This is a genomic window from Nonomuraea rubra, assembly GCF_014207985.1.
Lineage (GTDB): Bacteria > Actinomycetota > Actinomycetes > Streptosporangiales > Streptosporangiaceae > Nonomuraea > Nonomuraea rubra.
Window position 1 is genome coordinate 11,932,976 of the sequence record NZ_JACHMI010000001.1, and the last position, 15,426, is coordinate 11,948,401.

Below are 15,426 nucleotides of genomic sequence, written 5' to 3' on the forward strand. Positions count from 1 at the left end.
CCCGACCCCCTCGAAGTACCCAGTGTGGTCAAAGTGTCCGGAGCTATCACACAAAATCGGGGTAAATCGTAAGATCGGAGCCATACCCTGACAGGCATGCACAAATCGCGATTCTTCTCCGGAATCGCTCTGCTGGCCCTCTCGGCCTCAGGGTGCGCTCTGGCCGCCGCGTCCCCCGCGAGGGACGTCGTGGTTCCGGCAGAGCCGACGGCGATCGACTTCGTCGACCCCGCGACCGTCATCGGCCTGTCCACCAGGACCCTGACCGAGGGCGACGCCCCGGGCAGCAGGTACGTGCACATCGACTACCCCGAGTTCGCCGGCGCCACCGCGCTCAACCGCGAGCTGCACGCCCAGGCCGAGCGGCAGCTGCGTGACTTCCGGGCCAGGAACCGCGAGGTCGAGCCCGTGAGCCCGCGCCCCGAGCTGAACGTGGACTGGCAACTCGCCGCCGCCTCCCCCGAGGCCGTCGCGGTGCGGCTGCGTACCGGCGAGTTCGAGGGTCAGCGCTGGGCCAACTCCACGCGTACGTTCTGGTTCGACCCGCGCACCGGCGAGGCGACCGGCTCCACCGGGCTGCTGGACGGGCACGCCGCGCTGGCCCGGCTGACGGCGCTGGTCAGGGATCAGCTCAAGGAGCGCGGGAACCAGGTCGAGCGCGACGAGGTGACGGACGAGGGCGGCGCGTTCGACTCGATGGCGTTCAACCGGCACGGGGACCTCGTCGTCGAGTTCGACGACTGCCAGGTCGGGCCGTGCTCGCTGGGCCGGGTGGCCGTGGCGGTGCCGGCCGGGCAGGTGGCACCGTTGCTGTCGAAGCTGGGGCGGCAGGCGCAGGAGAGCGCGCGGGAGAATCGCGTCCAAGGTGCGGTCAGCCCGGACTTCGCCCTCGCGAACAGCCCCGACGCCGTCAGCAACCGGGCGGGGAGCGTGGACTGCGCGAAGGTCAAGTGCGTGGCGCTGACGTTCGACGACGGGCCGGGGCCGTACACGGGCAGGCTGCTCGACCTGCTGAAGGAGGGGCGGGCGCGGGCCACGTTCTTCACCGTGGGCAGCAACGCGATGGCACAGCCGGCGCTGCTGCGGCGGATGAGCGTGGAGGGCCATCTCGTCGGGAACCACACCTGGGCCCATAGGGACCTGTCGAAACAGGGCAGCAGCAAAATCACCGAGACCCTCGCCAAGACCGGGGACGCGGTGTCGGCGATCATCGGGCAGACGCCGAAGCTGGTGCGGCCGCCGTACGGGGCGGTGAGCCAGCAGGTGGGCAACGTCGCCCGCGAGATGGGGTTGTCCCTGGTCACCTGGGACGTCGACGCGAACGACCAGAACGGCGGCAAGGCGAAAGACATCGCCGACCGGACCGTGCGTGAAGCGCATCCAGGTGCGATCATTCTCATGCACGACATTCATCGGGAAACCGTGGATGCGGTTCCGGACATCCTCAAAAGGTTGCGCGGGAAGGGTTACAGCTTCGTCACCGTTCCTGAGTTGTACGGCTCTGCGGGGATGCAGGCCGGACGCCTGTACAGGTCAGGGAACGAGCTGCCGGGTAAGCAGCCCCTGACGTAGCGCACGTGTTGGGGGGACGTATAGTTGGCGCTCGTGACCCGAACCGTCCTGTTCGCCCGCCTGCATGTAGACCTCTGCAGGCTCGCGTCCGGACTGTGTCGTCGTTCTCGCACCTCACCCTGACTGAACTCCGACCGCGTTTACCCGCTTTGCGCGGCATGCAAACGCGTGACCTTCCGAGGATCTAGCATGGAAACAGAGAACGCGCCCGAAGCAACCGCGCATTGGCGCGTCGAGGAGGACTGAGCTGTGACGAAGCAGGTCCAGCAACTCGACCGCGTGATCATCAGATTCGCTGGGGACTCCGGCGACGGCATGCAGCTGACCGGTGATCGGTTCACTGCCGGCACGGCGGAGTTCGGCAACGACCTGTCGACGCTCCCCAACTTCCCAGCGGAGATCCGCGCGCCCGCAGGCACCCTGCCCGGCGTGTCGAGTTTCCAGTTGCACTTCGCCGACCACGACATCCTCACGCCCGGCGACGCGCCGAACGTGCTCGTGGCCATGAACCCCGCCGCGCTCAAGGCCAACCTCGGCGACCTGCCCAGGGGCGCGGACATCATCGCGAACACCGACGAGTTCACCAAGCGCAACCTGCAGAAGGTCGGCTACGCCGCCAACCCGCTGGAGGACGACTCGCTGAGCGAGTGGCGCCTGCACGCGGTGCCGCTGACCTCGCTCACGGTCAAGGCGCTCGAGGGTTTCGACCTGTCCAAGAAGGACGCGGAGCGGTCGAAGAACATGTTCGCCCTCGGCCTGCTGTCGTGGCTCTACCACCGGCCGACCGAGCAGACGATCAGGTTCCTGGAGCAGAAGTTCGCCAAGAAGCCCGATGTCGCCAAGGCGAACATCGCGGCCTTCCAGGCCGGCTGGAACTACGGCGAGACGACCGAGTCGTTCTCGGTCTCGTACGAGGTCAAGCCGGCGCAGCTGGCACCGGGCGTCTACCGCAACATCTCCGGCAACCAGGCGCTGGCCTACGGTCTGATCGCCGCGAGCGTGCAGTCGAAGCTGCCGCTGTTCCTGGGGTCGTATCCGATCACCCCGGCCAGCGACATCCTGCACGAGTTGTCGAAGCACAAGCGGTTCGGGATTCGCACGTTCCAGGCGGAGGACGAGATCGCCGGCGTCGGGGCGGCGCTCGGGGCCGCGTTCGGCGGCGCGCTCGGCGTGACGACGACGAGCGGTCCGGGTGTGGTGCTGAAGGGTGAGACGGTCGGCCTGGCGGTCATGACCGAGCTGCCGTTGATCGTCGTGGACGTGCAGCGGGCCGGGCCGAGCACGGGCATGCCGACCAAGACCGAGCAGACGGACCTGCTGATGGCCATGTTCGGGCGCAACGGCGAGTCGCCGGTGCCGATCGTGGCGCCGATGTCGCCGAGCGACTGCTTCGACGCGGCGGTGGAGGCGGCCAGGATCGCGGTCAAGTACCGCACGCCGGTCATGCTGCTCTCGGACGGTTACCTGGCCAACGGCTCGGAGCCCTGGCGCCTGCCCGATGTTTCCGACTTGCCTGACATTTCGCAGGAGTTCACGGCCGAGCCGAACGGCGCCGACGGCGACTTCCTGCCCTACCAGCGTGACACCGAGACACTTGCCCGCCCGTGGGCCATCCCCGGCACGCCCGGGCTCGAGCACCGCATCGGCGGCATCGAGAAGGCCGACGGCACCGGCAACATCTCCTACGACCCGAACAACCACGACCTGATGGTCCGCACGCGGGCCGCCAAGATCGCCGGGATCGACGTCCCCGACCTCGTGGTGGACGACCCCGACGGTGACGCGAAGGTGCTCGTGCTCGGGTGGGGCTCGACGTACGGGCCGATCGCCGCCGCCGCGCGGCGCATCAGGCGCGCGGGCGGCAAGGTCGCCCAGGCCCACCTGCGCCACCTCAACCCGCTGCCCGCCAACACCGGCGAGGTGCTCAAGCGCTACGACAAGGTGCTGCTGCCCGAGATCAACCTCGGCCAGCTCGCCCTGCTGCTGCGGGCGAGGTACCTCGTGGACGTGATCAGCTACAACCGTGTGCGCGGGCTCCCGTTCAAGGCCGAGGAGCTGGCCGGAGTCATCCAGGACGTGATCGACAGTGACTGAGCTTGTCAACGGGAGGGGCCTGTCGCTCGTTCCCAAGACGGACGTCAAGCAGACCCTGAAGGACTTCAAGTCCGACCAGGAGGTGCGCTGGTGCCCGGGTTGCGGTGACTACGCCATCCTGGCCGCGGTGCAGAGCTTCCTGCCGGAGCTGGGGCTCAAGCGCGAGAACATCGTGTTCGTCTCCGGCATCGGGTGCTCCTCGCGGTTCCCGTACTACCTGAACACCTACGGCTTCCACTCCATCCACGGCCGGGCGCCGGCGATCGCGACCGGGCTGGCCGCGTCCCGCCCCGACCTGTCGGTGTGGGTGATCACCGGTGACGGTGACGCGCTGTCGATCGGCGGCAACCACCTTATCCACGCGCTGCGCCGCAACGTCAACCTGAACATCCTGCTGTTCAACAACCGGATCTACGGTCTGACGAAGGGCCAGTACTCGCCCACCTCCGAGGTCGGCAAGATCACCAAGTCGACGCCGATGGGCTCGCTGGACAAGCCGTTCAACCCGATCTCGCTGGCCATCGGCGCCGAGGCGTCGTTCGTGGCCCGCACCATCGACTCCGACCGCAAGCACCTGCAGTCGGTGCTGCGCGAGGCCACCGCGCACCGCGGCACGTCGCTGGTCGAGATCTACCAGAACTGCAACATCTTCAACGACAACGCCTTCGAGCAGCTCAAGGACCCCGAGGTCCGCGACGACATCACGCTGCGCCTGGAGCACGACCAGCCGATCGTGAGCGCCTCCAAGGCCGTCGTGCGCGGCGCGAACGGCGGCGTCGAGGTCTTGGCCCGCGACAGCGTGAGCGAGGACCAGATCCTCGTGCACGACGCGCACAACCCCGACCCGTCGGTGGCGTTCGCGCTCAGCAGGCTCGACGAGCCGGCCTTCGAGCACGTGCCGATCGGCATCTTCCGCAGCGTGGACCGGCCCTCGTACGAGTCGCTGATGTCCGAGCAGCTGGAGGAGGCCGTAGCGCAGAAGGGCCCCGGTGACCTGAGCGAGCTGCTGCTGGGTGGCGACACCTGGCGGATTGGCTGATTTTTCGCGACTATGCCGGGGTGGCGAAGACGTGGTGGTATGTCATAGCCGCGGTCGCCGCCCTGGCACTGGTCGTGGCCGCCGCGCAGCAACTGGGAACCCCGGACGGGCGTGCCTCCGAGACCGCCACCACGCCTTCCGCGCAGGCACAGGTCCCGGCGGGCTTTCCCAACGCTGACACGACCGGCGTGCCGCCCGGCACCCCGCTCACCGAGGTCACCGGCGACCAGACCTTCGCCACGGACGGCGAGGTCGTCGAGGGCAAGGTCTTCTACGGCTTCGTCGTGGTGACCGCCAGCGACGTGACGTTCAGGAAGTGCGTCTTCCGCGGCGGCCCCACCCAGGACGTGCGCCCGCTGCTCGACAGCGAGCACGCCCGCGGCACCGTGGTCGAGGACTCCGAGTTCTACCCGACCCACCCGTCCGCCTCGATCGACGGCATCTGGGCCGCGCACACCAAGATCTACCGCTCGGAGTTCCGCGGCACGGTGGACGGCGTCAAGGCCCACACCGGCACCCTCGTCCAGGACTCCTGGATCCACGACCTGAGCTGGTTCGCCAGCGACCCCGACCAGGGCGGGGAGGCCACGCACAACGACGGCGTGCAGGCCTTCGCCGACCAGACGGGCGTCACGCTGCGGCACAACACGATCGACCTGTCCACCACGACGGACCCGAACGCGGCCGTGCAGTCCTCGGCCGACGAGCTGCACGTGGAGGGCAACTATCTCGACGGCGGCGGCTGCGTCGTCAACATCGACCACACGCCGCTGGGCCGGCCGCTGACCGGCCAGCGCGTGACGGGCAACCGGTTCGGGCGCAACTCGGCGCACGACTGCCCGATCCTGCTGAGCACCCAGTCCGAGCTCCGGGGCGCGCAGGGAAACGTCTGGCACGACACGGGCGATCCCATACCGGCACCCGAACAACACGACTGAAGGCAGGCCGTATGTGGCAGGGGACGCGGGCCCTGGTGACGGGCGCGACCGGGTTCATCGGAGCCCATCTCGTGCGGCGGCTCGACGACTTGGGCGCGGAGGTGCACGCGGTCAGCCGCGCGAGCACGGCGCGGGAGCGGTGGCACCGCGTGGACCTGAGCGACGCCGCGGCCACGGCCGAGCTGGTCGGGCGGGTCCGCCCCGAGGTGGTCTTCCACCTGGCCAGCGAGGTCACCGGGGTCCGCGAGCCGGCGGTGGTGGCTCCGACCCTGGCCGCCAACCTGGGCGCCGCGGTGAACCTGCTGACGGCGGTGACCGGCACCGGGGTGCGCAGCGTGGTGCTGGCGGGCTCGGTGGAGGAGCCGCGCGACGGCGCGGTGCCCGGCTCGCCGTACGCGGCGGCCAAGGCGGCGGCGACCGGTTACGCCCGCATGTACCACGCGTTGTGGCAGGTCCCGGTGTCGGTGCTGCGGGTGGCCATGGTCTACGGGCCAGGGGAGCCGAACCTGCGCAGGCTGGTGCCGTACGTGACGACGTCGCTGCTGCGCGGCGAGTCGCCCGAGCTGACCTCCGGCACCAGGCTCGTCACCTGGGTGTACGTGGAGGACGTGGTGGACGCGTTCGTCAGGGCGGGGGCGAGCGGCGAGGCGGCCGGGCACGTGCTGGACATCGGCACCCCCGAGCCCGTCTCCATCCGCCACACCGCGGACCTGATCGCCGATCTCGTCGGCGGCCCGGCCCGTCCGGTGTACGGGGCCGTGGCGGCCAGGCCGCTGGACGGCACGCAGCGCTCGGACATCGAGCCGGCCGCGCGGGTCCTGGGCTGGCGGCCGGCCACGTCCCTGACGGAGGGGCTCACAAAGACCGTCGAATGGCATTCAAAGCGCGTGTAACGGTCCATCCCGGAAGGCGATAACACTCCTGGCGGCACTCTGATCAGGGGGCGGGATGCGTGCGGTGACGAATCTGACCGTGCACGGCATCGGAGAGACGGCCCGGGAGCTGGAGCGGGGCGAGGACACGACGTGGGTGTCGGTCGAGCAGTTCGAGCGGGTGGTGGACGCGGTGGCCGGCCGGCCGGACGTGCGCATCACGTTCGACGACGGCAACGCCTCCGACGTGGAGATCGCACTCCCCCGGCTGCTGGAGCGCGGGCTGAAGGCGGAGTTCTTCGTGCTGGCCGGGCTGCTCGGCGAGCCGGGCAGGCTGGACGCCGACGGCGTGCGCGAGCTGGCCGGCAAGGGCATGCGGATCGGCTCGCACGGCTGGGCGCACCGCGACTGGCGGACGATCACCGAGGGCCAGGCCACCGAGGAGCTGGAGCGGGCGCACGAGGTGCTCGGCGAGCTCACCGGCGAGCCGGTGTCGCGGGTGGCGATCCCGTTCGGCTCGTACGACAGGGGCGTGCTGCGCCGGTTACGCCATGCCGGCGTGACCAGGGCCTACACCAGTGACGGCGGCAGGGCCAGGCCCGGCTCCTGGCTGCAGGCGCGCAACAGCCTCAGGCACGACCTCGACGCGTCCTGGATCGGCCGGGTGCTGGACGGGCCCTCGCTCGGCCGCCGGGCGGGCAAGCTGGGCATGCGGCTGTACAAGCGGGTGCGTTGATGCGCAGGGCCGCGGTCGTCATCGTCACCTACAACAGCGCCGACGTGCTGCCCGGCTGCCTCGACTCGCTGCCCGAGGGGGCGCGGGGCGTGGAGCTGGCCGGGGTCGTGGTGGCGGACAACGCCTCCAAGGACGACTCCGCCGCCATCGCGGAGAAGGCCGGAGCCACCGTGGTGCAGGTGGGCAGGAACGCCGGGTACGCGGCGGCGGTCAACGCCGGGATCGCCGCGCTCGACCTGGACCGGCTCGACGGCGTCTACGTGCTCAACCCGGACTGCCGCCTGCGCCCGGGGGCGATCGTGCCGCTGCTGGACGCCTTGCGGGAGCCGGGCAGGGGCATCGCGGTGCCGTACATGGTCAATCCCGACGGCACGTTGCAGCCGTCGCTGCGCCGGATGCCGACTGTGGGGCGGGCGCTGGTCGAGGCCGTGGTGGGCGGCGGGCTGGCCGGGCGGATCGGCACGCTGGGCGAGCTGGTGACCGATCCGCGCGACTACGCGGAGCCGGGCGCGTACGCCTGGGCGACGGGGGCGGCCATGCTGCTCTCGCCCCTGGTCATCCGCGAGGTGGGGCCGTGGGACGAGTCGTTCCTGCTCTACAGCGAGGAGACGGACTTCTGCCTGCGGGCCGCCGATCTGGGCTACGCCACCTGGTACGAGCCCGCGTCGGTGATCGAGCACATCGGCGGCGACTCGGGGGTGAATCCGATGCTGGCGTCCATGCTCGTGGTGAACAAGGTCCGCCTGTACCGGCGGCGGCACGGGCCGGTGCGGGGGACGGCGTACTACCTGGCCGTGCTGGCCGGTGAGGCCGTGCGGGCGCTGGCCGGCCGGCGTACGTCCAGGGCCAGCGTGGCGGCGCTGGTGCGGCCCTCCCGGCGGGTCACGGTGCTGCCCCAATGAGGATCAGGAGCTTCGACGCGCTCACGGCGGGCGAGCTGGACTCCTGGGAGGAGGTGCGGGCCGGCAACCCGGCGCTGGACAGCCCGTACTTCCATCCGGGTTTCTCGGCGGCCGTGCACGCGAGCGGCCGGACGGTGCACGTGGCGGTGGGCGACGGCGTGTTCGTGCCGCACCACAGGGACGGGCGGCTGCTGCGGCCGGTCGGCTGGCCCGGCGCGGACTTCCAGGGGCCGATCCTGGCCGAAGGCACCCCGTTCCGGCCGCTGGAGCTGCTGGGGAACGGGGCCGGCGGCTACGCGTTCGACCATCTGGTGGAGCAGGCGCCCGGGTTCGAGCGGTGGGTGGTCTCGCGCAGGCCGTCGCCGTACCTGGACGTCACCGGCGGGCTGGAAGGCTATCTGGGCCGGGCCTCCAAGAGCGGCAGGGACAACATGGGGCAGGCCAGGCGGCGGGCCGCCAGGGCCGGGCGGGAGCTGGGCGGGCTGCGCTTCGAGGCCGACTCGACGGACGTGGGCGCGCTGGCGCGGGTGATCGAGCTCAAGCGTGCCCAGTACGCCGCGACCGGCGCGCAGGACTACTTCGCCGAGCCGGAGCGCGTCCGGCTGATGGAGAGCCTGCTGAAGACCCGCGACCCGGCCTTCGGCGGCGTGCTGTCCACGGTGCACGCGGGGCCGCACCTGCTGGCGGCGCACTTCGGGCTGCGGTCCGGCGGGGTGCTGCACTGGTGGTTCCCGGTCTACGACCCGGAGCTGGCGAAGCTGTCGCCCGGCTGGATCCTGCTGCGCGAGCTGGTCGCCGCGTCCCCGGCGCTCGGGGTCTCCCGGATCGATCTGGGCCGGGGCGAGGACGAGTACAAGCGGCGGGCCAAGACCGGCGAGAGCGTGGTGTGCCAGGGCATCGTGACCCGCAATCCGCTGCGCCGGGCCGCGGCGGCCGCCGTCGCCCGGGCCAGGGCGACGGCAAGGAAAGGACGTTTACCAAGAAGTCGGTAACGTTCCAATACGCATGCCCGACATATCCCTTGGAGGCGGGGGGAATCACGCGCTGCCCTCCAAAAGACGGTCCACGGTAGACGGTCCAACACGGAGGGCGGCTCATGCGGATCAGTGTCTTCGGGCTCGGTTACGTGGGGTGCGTCTCGGCGGCCTGCCTGGCCTCCATGGGGCATCAGGTGACCGGCGTGGACGTGAATCCGGACAAGGTCGATCTGATCAACAGCGGGCAGGCGACGATCGTCGAGGAGCGCATCGGCGAGCTGATCGCCAAGACGACGGCCGACGGCCTGTTACGGGCCACCACGGACGCGGCCGAGGCGGTCGCGGGCAGCGAGGTGTCGCTGGTCTGCGTGGGCACCCCGTCGGCGCCGAACGGCAGCCTGTCCACGACGTACCTGGAGCGGGTGGCCGAGCAGATCGGCCGGGCGCTGCGGCCGGGGCACGTGGTGGTCTTCCGCAGCACGATGTTGCCCGGCACCTGCGCCGAGCTGCTGGTGCCGATCCTGGAGCTGTCGTCGGGCATGCGGGCGGGGGTGGACTTCGGGGTGGCGGTCAACCCCGAGTTCCTGCGCGAGGGCACCAGCGTGCGCGACTTCTTCGCGCCGCCCAAGACGGTGATCGGCGAGTCGGACGAGACCTCGGGGAACGTGGTGGCCGCCCTGTACGAGGGCCTGCCCGGCGAGATCTTCCGGGTGCCGATCCCGGTAGCCGAGATGACGAAATATGCGGACAACGCGTTCCATGCGGTCAAGATCGGCTTCGCCAACGAGATCGGCGCCATCTGCCAGGCCATGGGGCTCGACTCCCACCGTGTCATGGACGTCTTCCTGGCCGACCGCAAGCTCAACGTCAGCCCCGCCTACCTGCGTCCCGGCTTCGCCTTCGGCGGCTCCTGCCTGCCCAAGGACCTGCGCGGCCTGGTCTACGCGGCCAGGAAGGCCGACGTGTCCGTCCCGCTGCTGTCGCACGTGCTGCCCGCCAACGACGCCCACCTGCAGCGCGCCTTCGAGCTGGTCACCGCGCCCGGCAGGCGCAGGATCGGCCTCTTCGGCCTGTCGTTCAAGCCCGGCACCGACGACCTGCGCGAGAGCCCCCTGGTCGAGCTGGCCGAACGGCTCCTCGGCAAGGGCTACGACCTGCGCATCCACGACGCGAACGTGTCCCTGTCGCGCCTCGTCGGCGCCAACAGGGCCTACATCGCCGAGCGCCTGCCCCACCTGGGCGACCTGCTCGCCGACTCGGTGGACGAGGTGCTGGAGCACGCCGAGGTGTGCGTGGTCGGGTGCAAGGACGCGCCGGTGCTGGAGGCGCTGGCCCGCGCGGGCGACCGCGTGATCGTCGACCTCGTACGCCTTCCCGGCGCGGAAACCCAACGGGGCAGAAGGGACTACACAGGCATTGGCTGGTAGAGCTCGCAGAGCGCTGATCCTCGTCGAGAACCTCTCCGTACCGCTCGACCGGCGGGTCTGGCAGGAGTGCACCGCCCTGCGCCAGGCCGGCTGGGAGGTGCACGTCATCTGCCCGAAGGGCGCCAAGCAGGACACCGAGGCGGAGGTCGTCCTCGACGGCGTGCACATCCACCGCTACCCGCTGCGTGCCGCGACCGGCGGCCCGATCGGGTTCGTCCAGGAGTACGGCTCGGCGCTGTGGCACACGTTCCGCCTCGCCAGGAGGCTGGGACGGTTCGACGTCGTGCACGGCTGCAACCCGCCCGACCTGTTCTTCCTGGTCGCGCTGGCCATGCGGCGGCGCGGCGCGCGGTTCGTCTTCGACCAGCACGACCTGGTGCCCGAGCTGTACCTGTCGCGGTTCGGGCGGGGCAGGGACCTGCTGTACCGGGCGGTGCTGCTGGCGGAGCGGCTGACGTACCGGTCGGCGCACGTGGTGATCGCGACCAACGAGAGCTATCGGCAGATCGCGCTGACCAGGGGCGGCAAGCGGCCGGACGACGTGTTCGTGGTGCGCAGCGCGCCCGTGGTGGAGCGCTTCCACCAGGTGCCGCCCGACGAGTCGGTCCGGCGCGGGAAGCCGTACCTGCTGTGCTACCTCGGCGTGATGGGGCCGCAGGACGGCGTGGACTACGCGCTGCGCAGCCTGGCCAGGCTGCGGGACGAGCACGGCAGGACGGACTGGCACGCGGTGTTCGTCGGCGGCGGTGACACGTTCGACGCGATGGTGGCGCTGTCGCGGGAGCTGGGCCTGGGCGACTACGTGGAGTTCACCGGCCGGATCCCGGACGAGGACCTGATGCGTTACCTCTCGACGGCCGACGTGTGCCTGTCGCCCGACCCGCTCAACCCGCTCAACGACGTCTCGACCATGAACAAGGTCATGGAGTACATGGCCATGTCCAGGCCCATCGTCTCCTTCGAGTTACGCGAGGCCCGCGTGTCGGCGGGCGAGGCCGCGCTGTACGCGCCCGCCAACGACGAGTCGGAGTTCGCCAAGCTGATCATCCGGCTGCTGGACGACCCGGACGAGCGGCGGCGGATGGGCGAGCTCGGCCGCGAGCGCGTGGCGGGGCCGCTGTCCTGGGAACACTCGAAAACAGCACTACTGGCGGCCTACGAAGCAGCGGTGAGGCCGCGATGAGCGCGGCCCACGAGGATGCCGCGGGGTTGCGGTGAGTGCGGTCTACGAGGCTGCCGTGGGGTCGCGGTGACGGCTGCCCGCGTCGGTGCCCCAGCCGGCCCGGCCGCGGCGGAGCCTGGTCAGCAGCCGGTCCATCGCGAGCACGGCCAGGTAGCAGGCGGCGTCGAGCGGGCCGACCTCGCGGGCGGCCAGCAGCCGGCCGAGCGCGCCGAGCCGCAGGGGGCTGCCCTGCCTGCCGAGCGCCGCGAGCTGCCGGTTGCCCTGCCGGACCCGGATCCGCCTGCGCAGGTGGGCCCTGACCGTACGCGGTGGCCGCACCACGGACCTGGCCTCGGTCACCACGACGCGTTCGGAGCCGGTGAAGCAGCCGTCCACCCACCCGTCGTCGGAGATCACGTCGGGCACCGGGAAGGCCCGCTCGTGCCCCCGCTCGTTGAGCACGTACACCCCCACGCCGGCCAGCGCCCGGGAGGGCGCGATGAGCCGGTCGTGCACCCGGTGCACCCGCCGGACCACCGGCCCGGTGCCGCGCAGGTCCCACACCGGCACCGGCGCGCAGGCCAGCACGCCCGGCCGGCCCGCCGCCTCGACCAGCAGGCGCACGGACTCCGCGTCGAGGCGCACGTCGGCGTCCAGGTAGACGCGGGGAAAGGCGCGGCAGGCCGCGTCGCCCAGGCGCAGCGCGCCGGCCTTGCCCGCGGCCGGCGTCTCCAGCACGCGCACGCCCGGCCGGGCCGCGGCCCGCGCGGTGCCGTCGGAGCAGCCGTTGGCCACCACGACGACGTCGAACTCCCCCGGCGCGGCCCCCGCCAGCAGCAGGTCCAGCCCCGCCGGGACCACGGCCTCCTCGTTGTGCGCCGGGATCACGACACTGACCACAGGCTTCATCGGATGACGCCTTCCAGGAAGGACCGGACATGAAAGTGGAGCAGGGCGAGCTCGACGGGGTGCTGCTGTTCACCCCGGTGCCGCACCGCGACAGCCGCGGCGTGTTCACCAGGACCTTCGACGCGGCCGTGGCCGCCGGCGCGGGCCTGGACCCGTGCGCGTTCATCCAGGACAGCCAGTCCAGGTCCCGCAGGGGCGTGATCCGCGGCCTGCACGGGCGCTCCGGCAGGGGCGAGGCCAAGCTGGTGCGGTGCGCGCGGGGCGCGGTCCACGACGTGCTGGTGGACGCCAGGCCGCACTCGCCCACGTTCGGCCGGAGCATGGCGGTGCGCCTGGACGACGAGGACTTCGTCACCCTCTACGTGCCCCCGGGGCTGCTGCACGGCTTCCAGGCGCTCACCGAGCAGGCCGACACGTGCTACCGCATCGACAGGGAGCACGATCCGAGCGAGGATCTGGCGGTGCGCTACGACGATCCGGACCTGCGGATAGCCTGGCCGCTCGCGCCGACGGAGGTCAGCCCGCGCGACCTGGACGCGGGCTCCTGGGCAGGGCTGCTGCCCGGGCTGGGCGCCTGAGAGGTGGCGGCCATGCGCGGACGTGCCCTCCTGCTCCTCGTGGCGGCGATGACGCCGGTGGCCTGCCAGGCCGCCCCCGCCGATCCGGCGCCCCCGCCGGCCACGTCGTCCCCGCCGCCGGCCATCGTCCGGTCCGACGGCTCCTCCTGCCCCGACCATCCGACGCCCGCCTGCACGGGCGTGCTGCGCGGGACCGAGCTGACCAAGGTCGCGCTCAACACGGAGAACGTCGCCTTCCGCGTGCGCACGCCGGGCACCGTGCTCGACGGCGTGCACGTCCCCGGCCACCTGCTGATCCACGCCGACGACGTGACAGTCAGGAACAGCGTGATCGACGGCGACGTGATCAACGCCGACGGGCCGCAGTCGTTCCGGTTCACGATCACCGACTCCACGGTGGGCACCACGGGCAAGTGCGAGCCGCTGCCCGGCATCGGCCACGACAAGTACAAGGCCACCAGGGTGCTGGTGCAGGGGCACAGCGACGGCTTCCGCGTCTCCGGCGACGATGTGGAGATCCGCGACTCCTTCGTCAAGCTCTGCTCGCGGCCGGGTGACCACTCCGACGGCATCCAGGCCTACAACGGCGGCAAGGGCCTGCTGTTCCACCACAACACCGTCGACCAGCGGGACGCCAAGGACATCACCGCGCCGATCTTCCTGGTGGACACCAAGTCGCGGGACGTGGTGGTGACCGACAACCTCGTCATGGGCGGCACGTACAGCATCCAGGTGCGCAACGCGGGTGGCAAGCAGGTGGTGCGCGGCAACAAGCTGGTGGACAAGTCGTGGGTGTACGGGCCGGTGGACTCCGAGTGCGGCAGGACGGAGTGGGCCGGCAACGAATTGGTCATCATCGACGAGAACTATCGGGTCACCTCGATCGTCGGCCCGCTGGCCTGCGCGGGAGAGAGCTGACCGGGCTCCGCCCTGGCCGCGCGCAGCAGCGCGCCCGCCGCGCCGGCCAGGACGAACGCCAGGCCGGTGACGGTGTGGAAGGACAGCAGGTCGAAGGTGAACGACCCGACGAGCGGCACCAGCATGACGGCGGCGAGGGTCAGGCCGAGGTCGCGGTCGCCGGCGTCGGCACTGAGGTGCCGGGCCCGCAGGGCGGCGTAGCACGCGACCGCGAAGATCCCGGCGAACGTGACGGTGCCGAACAGGCCGGTCTCGACCATCGACAGGATGTACTGGTTGTCGAAGATCTGGTGCTTGGGGGCGTACCAGGTGCCCAGGCCGCGGCCGAGCCAGAAGTGCCGGCCGATCTCCTGGGCGGCGACGGCGTAGTCGTGGGTGCGGTACTGGATGCTCTCGTCGTTGCCGATGTTGGAGAAGAGCCCGGTGATCGCGCCGAGCAGGCCGGGCACCGTGATCCTGATCACGACCAGGAACGCGGCGGCGACCAGCAGGGTGTACCCGCGCCGCCGCCACGACCAGCCCGCGAACAGCACCGCCCCCACCACGGCCAGGCTGAGCATGGCCGAGCGAGAGACGGAGAACATCAGGCCGCACCCGATCAGCGCCGTGCACACCCACCAGCGCAGCGCGGGCTCGGCTCGCAGCCGCGCCTGGCTCGCGTAGTGCGCGGCCAGCGGCAGCAGGATGGCGCAGGTGACGCCGAACTCGATGGGATGCCCGGTGGTCGCGGCCACGCGGCGCAGGTCCGCCCGCTCCAGCACGAACGAGTCGCCCTCGCTGGTGTAGCGCAGGATCGGCAGCTCCAGGAACCTGGTCAGGTCGATGGAGAGCAGGAACTGGAAGGCCGCGATCACGGAGATCACCGCGCCGCCGACCACCAGCGTCTGCAGCAGGAAGTCCAGCCGCCGCCGGTCGCGCACCCCGTCGCAGACCGTCAGCGCGATGCCGACCAGGGCGACCACCAGCACGAACGCGTGATCGCTCAGGTTCAGCTCGTCGGAGTCCATGTAACCCCAGGTGGAGAACCCGTAGGTGGCCACCATCGAGGTGAAGTACGCGAACAGCGCCGTACGCACCGGGTTGCGCCCCTTGGCCGCGCCCAGCGTGAGCGTGAACTGCGCGCACAACCACAGCAGCGCCGCGCCCAGGCTCACCACGTTGGCGGGGGTGAGCGAGAGGGGCAGCGCCTTGAGCACCAGCCGGGCGGGCACGATCAGCAGCACCGCGGCGAAGATCGCGGCGACCGTGGCACCGTCGGCGCGGCCGGGCGGCGGCGGCGCGCCCGCGCCCGTGGCGGCCATC

Annotated in this window: 15 protein-coding genes; 13 read left to right on the forward strand and 2 right to left on the reverse strand. The window is 71.1% G+C overall.

What is annotated here, in order from left to right:
- Positions 1-96: 96 nt before the first annotated feature.
- From HD593_RS55100 to HD593_RS55145, 11 genes are all read left to right on the forward strand, one after another.
- Positions 97-1,572: a polysaccharide deacetylase family protein gene (locus HD593_RS55100; RefSeq protein ID WP_185110793.1), complete on the forward strand. Its 1,476-nt coding sequence runs from the start codon at positions 97-99 to the stop codon at positions 1,570-1,572.
- A gap of 33 nt (positions 1,573-1,605) precedes the next feature.
- Positions 1,606-1,695, forward strand: coding sequence for a putative leader peptide (locus tag HD593_RS65505; RefSeq protein WP_350669203.1), 90 nt, complete (start codon positions 1,606-1,608; stop codon positions 1,693-1,695).
- 126 nt (positions 1,696-1,821) lie between these two features.
- Entirely contained in the window at positions 1,822-3,666 is a 1,845-nt protein-coding gene (locus HD593_RS55105) for a 2-oxoacid:acceptor oxidoreductase subunit alpha (protein ID WP_185110794.1), read from the forward strand.
- Positions 3,659-4,705 carry a 2-oxoacid:ferredoxin oxidoreductase subunit beta gene (locus HD593_RS55110; RefSeq protein ID WP_185110795.1) on the forward strand — a complete coding sequence of 349 codons (1,047 nt, stop codon included), beginning with the start codon at positions 3,659-3,661 and terminating at the stop codon, positions 4,703-4,705. The genes HD593_RS55105 and HD593_RS55110 overlap by 8 nt, the downstream gene beginning before the upstream one ends.
- Before the next feature lie 20 nt (positions 4,706-4,725).
- On the forward strand, positions 4,726-5,643 hold the full coding sequence (locus HD593_RS55115; protein WP_185110796.1) for a hypothetical protein: 918 nt from the start codon (positions 4,726-4,728) through the stop codon (positions 5,641-5,643).
- 11 nt (positions 5,644-5,654) lie between these two features.
- Positions 5,655-6,536 (forward strand): NAD-dependent epimerase/dehydratase family protein, encoded by an 882-nt coding sequence (locus HD593_RS55120; protein WP_185110797.1) that lies wholly within the window; start codon positions 5,655-5,657, stop codon positions 6,534-6,536.
- A 55-nt stretch (positions 6,537-6,591) separates the two neighbouring features.
- Positions 6,592-7,251, forward strand: coding sequence for a polysaccharide deacetylase family protein (locus HD593_RS55125; RefSeq protein WP_185110798.1), 660 nt, complete (start codon positions 6,592-6,594; stop codon positions 7,249-7,251).
- Entirely contained in the window at positions 7,251-8,153 is a 903-nt protein-coding gene (locus tag HD593_RS55130; RefSeq protein WP_185110799.1) for a glycosyltransferase family 2 protein, read from the forward strand. Before HD593_RS55125 ends, HD593_RS55130 begins: the two co-directional genes overlap by 1 nt.
- Positions 8,150-9,145, forward strand: coding sequence for a GNAT family N-acetyltransferase (locus HD593_RS55135; protein ID WP_185110800.1), 996 nt, complete (start codon positions 8,150-8,152; stop codon positions 9,143-9,145). Before HD593_RS55130 ends, HD593_RS55135 begins: the two co-directional genes overlap by 4 nt.
- 104 nt (positions 9,146-9,249) lie before the next feature.
- On the forward strand, positions 9,250-10,557 hold the full coding sequence (locus tag HD593_RS55140; RefSeq protein WP_185110801.1) for a nucleotide sugar dehydrogenase: 1,308 nt from the start codon (positions 9,250-9,252) through the stop codon (positions 10,555-10,557).
- Positions 10,547-11,740, forward strand: coding sequence for a glycosyltransferase family 4 protein (locus HD593_RS55145; RefSeq protein WP_185110802.1), 1,194 nt, complete (start codon positions 10,547-10,549; stop codon positions 11,738-11,740). The genes HD593_RS55140 and HD593_RS55145 overlap by 11 nt, the downstream gene beginning before the upstream one ends.
- Before the next feature lie 42 nt (positions 11,741-11,782).
- Here the strand turns inward: HD593_RS55145 and HD593_RS55150 are convergent, their stop codons facing one another.
- Positions 11,783-12,628, reverse strand: coding sequence for a glycosyltransferase family 2 protein (locus tag HD593_RS55150; RefSeq protein WP_185110803.1), 846 nt, complete (start codon positions 12,626-12,628; stop codon positions 11,783-11,785).
- Between the two features lie 29 nt (positions 12,629-12,657).
- Between HD593_RS55150 and HD593_RS55155 the strand changes: the two genes are divergently transcribed.
- Positions 12,658-13,206, forward strand: a complete 549-nt coding sequence (locus HD593_RS55155) for a dTDP-4-dehydrorhamnose 3,5-epimerase family protein (RefSeq protein WP_185110804.1) — start codon at positions 12,658-12,660, stop codon at positions 13,204-13,206.
- 12 nt (positions 13,207-13,218) lie between these two features.
- Positions 13,219-14,124, forward strand: a complete 906-nt coding sequence (locus HD593_RS55160; RefSeq protein ID WP_185110805.1) for a right-handed parallel beta-helix repeat-containing protein — start codon at positions 13,219-13,221, stop codon at positions 14,122-14,124.
- Here the strand turns inward: HD593_RS55160 and HD593_RS55165 are convergent.
- A complete protein-coding gene (locus HD593_RS55165) occupies positions 14,073-15,425 on the reverse strand; it encodes an O-antigen ligase family protein (RefSeq protein ID WP_185110806.1) in 1,353 nt (450 codons plus the stop codon). The genes HD593_RS55160 and HD593_RS55165 overlap by 52 nt on opposite strands.
- Position 15,426: the final 1 nt, after the last annotated feature.

What these genes read in the sequence shown, in the direction of transcription:
- HD593_RS55100 (WP_185110793.1), top strand. Translation starts at nt 97, where the DNA reads ATGCACAAATCGCGATTCTTCTCCGGAATCGCTCTGCTGGCCCTCTCG.
- HD593_RS55125 (WP_185110798.1), top strand. Translation starts at nt 6,592, where the DNA reads ATGCGTGCGGTGACGAATCTGACCGTGCACGGCATCGGAGAGACGGCC.
- HD593_RS55135 (WP_185110800.1), top strand. Translation starts at nt 8,150, where the DNA reads ATGAGGATCAGGAGCTTCGACGCGCTCACGGCGGGCGAGCTGGACTCC.
- HD593_RS55165 (WP_185110806.1), bottom strand. Translation starts at nt 15,425, where the DNA reads ATGGCCGCCACGGGCGCGGGCGCGCCGCCGCCGCCCGGCCGCGCCGAC.
- HD593_RS55120 (WP_185110797.1), top strand. Translation starts at nt 5,655, where the DNA reads ATGTGGCAGGGGACGCGGGCCCTGGTGACGGGCGCGACCGGGTTCATC.
- HD593_RS55155 (WP_185110804.1), top strand. Translation starts at nt 12,658, where the DNA reads ATGAAAGTGGAGCAGGGCGAGCTCGACGGGGTGCTGCTGTTCACCCCG.
- HD593_RS55140 (WP_185110801.1), top strand. Translation starts at nt 9,250, where the DNA reads ATGCGGATCAGTGTCTTCGGGCTCGGTTACGTGGGGTGCGTCTCGGCG.
- HD593_RS55150 (WP_185110803.1), bottom strand. Translation starts at nt 12,628, where the DNA reads ATGAAGCCTGTGGTCAGTGTCGTGATCCCGGCGCACAACGAGGAGGCC.
- HD593_RS55160 (WP_185110805.1), top strand. Translation starts at nt 13,219, where the DNA reads ATGCGCGGACGTGCCCTCCTGCTCCTCGTGGCGGCGATGACGCCGGTG.
- HD593_RS55130 (WP_185110799.1), top strand. Translation starts at nt 7,251, where the DNA reads ATGCGCAGGGCCGCGGTCGTCATCGTCACCTACAACAGCGCCGACGTG.